The organism is Streptomyces sp. NPDC007162, assembly GCF_040634175.1.
In the GTDB taxonomy this organism is placed as follows: domain Bacteria; phylum Actinomycetota; class Actinomycetes; order Streptomycetales; family Streptomycetaceae; genus Streptomyces.
Genome location: NZ_JBEYFC010000674.1, coordinates 1 through 4084 on the forward strand (window position 1 = coordinate 1; position 4084 = coordinate 4084).

A 4084-nucleotide genomic window follows, 5' to 3' on the forward strand; every position below is an offset into this window, starting at 1 on the left:
GGAACTCCCACTGGACCCGGCGGCGCACATCGTCGCCGAACTGGCGAACAACGCCGCGACCCACGGCCGCGTCCCCGGCCGCTGCGCAGCGGCTGCGGCCGGGCTCCGGGCACGGCCTCGGCGAGTGCGGCGGCGAAGGCCTCGTACAGGCGCGGCTGGGAGAGGATCGTGCCGCCCGCCACCACGACGTCGTCCACGGCGAGGCCGCGGGCGGCCAGCCGGGCCACCAGGGCGGCGAGCGCACGGCCGCCCTCGGCTATCACGTCCCGGGCGATCAGGGAGCCCGCGTCGGCCGCCGCGAACAGCGCCGGGGCGTGCCGGCCCCACTGGGCCGAGACGTCGGTGGCACTCTCCAGGGCGGCCCCCAGCGCGGGCACCTCGGCCACCTCGAAGGCGGCGATCAGGCCGGTCGCGAGCGCGTCGGGTGCCTCACCGCGGTCGTGCGCGGCCCAGACGGCGCGGGCGGCCTCCCGGACCAGGCCGGCGGCGCCGCCCTCGTCGCCGAGCACCGCGCCCCAGCCGCCCACCTGCACGGGGCTGCCGTCGGCGCTCCGGCCGACCGCCACCGAGCCGGTGCCGGCGACCAGGCCGACGCCCTTGTCCAGGCCGGCGGCGGGTACGAGGAGCTCGGCGTCGCCCACCACCCGGACCGGTACGCCGAGGAGGTCCCGCAGCTCGGCGGCGATCCAGGCGCACTGGCGGGGGGTCTCACAGGCATGCCCGCCGACCGCCAGTGCGGCGGGGCGGGCATGGACGGGCAGTGCGTCACGGACCAGCTCGGTCAGCCACCGGGCGGCCGCGGCCGGATCGTGCGGCCGCCAGCCGCTGCTCGGACGGACGTGGTCGGCGACCTGCTCCGCGCCGGCGAGCGCACGGAGATGGGTCTTGGTGCCGCCGACGTCGACACCGACCACGAGCGGGGAGGAAGGAGCGTCCGGCACGGATCCTCTTTCGTCGTCTGGGTACAGAGCGCCGAAGACCATGGCAGGCACCGGCGCCGCTGTTCAACGGGCAACCGCCACCTACCGCGGCCCTGGCTGCGACGGTGGGCGAACCGCGCCTGGACGAACGGGAGTTGAGCGAATCGGGAAGTCCCGGGACGGACTTCTTTCGGAGCACGGCAGGCGAGTACCGTGTACTTCGTTAGGAAGTTAACTAACGAAGTACAGTGCGTCAAGAGTTGCCGCGCGCTCGATCGACGGGACGTTGTCGAGGGGCACCACCGCGCGGCACGAGGGCACCGCATCGCCGCATCCCGTGCACGCCCGGGAGCGCGGCCCCTGACCCATGGGGGAACTGTGGAACACGTCGTGGCTGAGGCCCCCCGTCTCACCGAGAGCGCCGGGGCGGTGTTCGCCGTACTGGCCCAGGCCGGCAGCGCCACCCGGCCGCAGCTGGCGAGCCTCGCGGGCCTGTCCAAACCGACGGTCTCCGCCGCCGTCGCGGAACTGGAGGGGGCCAGGCTGGCCACCCACTCCGGCACCGCCTCCAGCGGCACCGGCCGCTCCGCCGCCGTCTACAACCTCGGCCCCGCCTCCGGCTCGGTGCTCGCCGTAGACCTCGGCCCGGCCCGCACCCGGGTGCGCGGCTGCGCCCTGGACGGCACCCTGCTCGCCGAGGCCGACACACCGCGGGCCCGGGCCGCCGACGCCGTCCGCGAGGCGCTGGAAGCGCTGCCGGCCGGCGCCCCGCTGCGGGCCATCGTGGTCGCCGTCGGTGACGTCACCGAGCCCGACCGGTCCGGGGGCGGCATGCGCCCGGCCACCGCCAAGGCCGGGCCCGTCTTCGACGCGGTGTCCGTCGCGCTGCCGCCGGGCGTCCCCGTCCACCTGGAGAACAACGTGAACTGCGCCGCCCTCGCCGAACTGCACGAGGGAGCGGCCCGGGGCCGGCGCACCTTCGGCTACCTGCGGATCGGGGTCGGTATCGGTCTGGGCATCGTGATCGGCGGCCAGGTGCTGCGCGGCGCCAACGGCGCCGCCGGCGAGCTCGCCCGGCTGCCCTACCCCTGGGACGACGACCGGGAGCCCCGCCAGGAGGCCCTGGAGGCCTATGTGGGCTCACAGGCCCTGCTGCGCCGGGCCGCACAGGCCTGGCGGGCCGACGACGGCCCGCGCCCGCGCACCGCCGAGCGGCTCTTCGCACTGGCCGCCGAGGGCCGGGAGCCCGCCCGCTCCCTCGTCGCCCGGCACGCCGCGGACGTGGGCCGGCTGGCCGCCGCCGTGACCGCCGTACTGGACCCCGGGCTCCTCGTGCTGGGCGGCAGCACCGGCGCGGATCCGAGGCTGCTGCCCGGCGTGCGGGCCGAGCTGGGCCGGCTGAGCTGGCCCACCGAGGTCGTCAGCAGCCAGATCGGCGATCTCGGTACTGTCGTAGGGGCTGCCCGGCTCGCCGTGGCCAAGGGAGTCCAAACCGTGACCGAAGGCGTGCAGGTGAAGGATTGACGGCCTCCGACTTCGTCTGCCAATGTCCGGACAAGCGCTTTCTAAGTCGGCCGGGACGCCGGCTTGGGGTGAGCCTCCCAGTCCGTGCACGACGTACGGCAACCGCACGAGGGCGTGTCCGTGCGGTGACGGCCAGGATGGCCGGGGAGCTCGCCCCGCGCGGACGATGCGGCCGGGCGAGGCCGTGCCCCCGGAAAGCGAAATCTCCTGCAAAATGCACCCGTGCCGCCTCCGTCGGCGCCGTGCTCCGTCCCCAACGACGAAAAGGGATCGAAGATGACCAGTGTGGGTGTGCGGCGCTCCCGCCGACTCGGCCGCGGCGGCATACGCCGTGTGGTTCCCCTCGCTGCCGCGGCCGCGGCAGGTGCCCTTCTGCTCTCCGCCTGCGGGTCGGGGTCCGGCTCGGGCGGCAACTCCAAGTCCCTGACCTTCTGGATCTCCACGGTCCCCGGTCAGGACGCGGGCTGGAAGAAGCTGGCGGCGCAGTACAAGAAGGAAGCCGGCGTCAGCGTCAAGCTCGTCAACATCCCCTACGACGGCTACACCACGAAGCTGCACAACGCCGCGCAGGCGAACTCCCTGCCCGACGTCGCGGCCGTCCCGGCGCTGGACCCGATCTGGTCGAGCAAGCTCATCGACCTGAGCTCCATCGCCGGCAACAAGAGCTACAACATCAACGCCAACTTCCTCGCCAAGGACTCCTCCGGCAAGGTGCTGGCCATCCCCTCGGACGTCACCGCGTCCGGCCTCTTCATCAACAAGTCGCTGTTCGAGAAGGCCAAGGTGCCCTTCCCGACCTCGCCCTCCAAGACCTGGACCTGGACCGACTTCATCGCGGCGGCGAACAAGGTCCGCGAGAAGACCGGTGCCAAGTACTCCCTGACCTTCGACCAGTCGCCGTCGCGACTGCGCGCCATGGTGTACGAGATGGGCGGCAAGTACGTCCACGCGGACTCCTCCGGCAAGTTCTCCGTGGACGACGCGACCAAGAAGGCCGTGAACACCTTCGTCGGCTGGAACGACGACAAGACCATGCCGAAGTCGGTGTGGACCAGCGGTGCCGACCCGTCGGCCATGTTCCAGAGCGGTGACGTCGTCGCCTACTGGTCCGGCGTCTGGCAGGTCGCCGCCTTCGCGGACAGCATCAAGAAGTTCGACTGGGCGAGCGTCCCGACCCCTGCCCAGCCGGTGCAGGCCAGTGACGTCAACAGCGGCGGCCTGATGGTGGGCTTCAACAACAACGGCGCCGCCGCCACCGCCGCGAAGAAGTTCATGACCTGGGTGTACGACCCGAAGCAGTACACCGAGCTCGTCGAGAGCTCCGGGTTCCTCCCGGTCGAGAGCGGCCTGACGCCGAAGTACCCCTTCACCGCCCCGGCGGCGCAGGCGGCGTTCAAGCTGTACAACGAGGAGATCCCGCTCTACGCCCCGATCTCCGGCTACTTCAACGGCGCGCAGACGGACTGGGTGCTGAAGGGCAAGAGCCTGACGACCGACCCGACCAAGACGGAGCTCGGCAAGGCGATCAACGGCCAGCAGTCGCCCGACAAGGCCCTGGAGAACATCGTGGCCGGCTACAACCAGCAGGTCGGCAGCGGATCGTAGGCCGACGGGCCCGGGCGGCGGAGTCGAGACACCGC

General features: G+C 72.7%; 3 protein-coding genes. 2 read left to right on the plus strand and 1 reads right to left on the minus strand.

The features are described from left to right. The coding region (locus ABZ646_RS41815; RefSeq protein WP_360531587.1) for a BadF/BadG/BcrA/BcrD ATPase family protein at positions 1-983 on the minus strand (983 nt) is incomplete at its 3' end. A gap of 327 nt (positions 984-1310) precedes the next feature. Between ABZ646_RS41815 and ABZ646_RS41820 the strand changes: the two genes are divergently transcribed. Further along, a complete protein-coding gene (locus ABZ646_RS41820) occupies positions 1311-2444 on the plus strand; it encodes an ROK family transcriptional regulator (RefSeq protein ID WP_360531590.1) in 1134 nt (377 codons plus the stop codon). A 276-nt stretch (positions 2445-2720) separates the two neighbouring features. Beyond that, positions 2721-4049: an extracellular solute-binding protein gene (locus ABZ646_RS41825; protein WP_360531593.1), complete on the plus strand. Its 1329-nt coding sequence runs from the start codon at positions 2721-2723 to the stop codon at positions 4047-4049. Positions 4050-4084 lie beyond the last annotated feature (35 nt).

Excerpts from the sequence above, each read along its gene's own strand:
- ABZ646_RS41825 (WP_360531593.1), top strand. The coding sequence starts at position 2,721 with ATGACCAGTGTGGGTGTGCGGCGCTCCCGCCGACTCGGCCGCGGCGGC.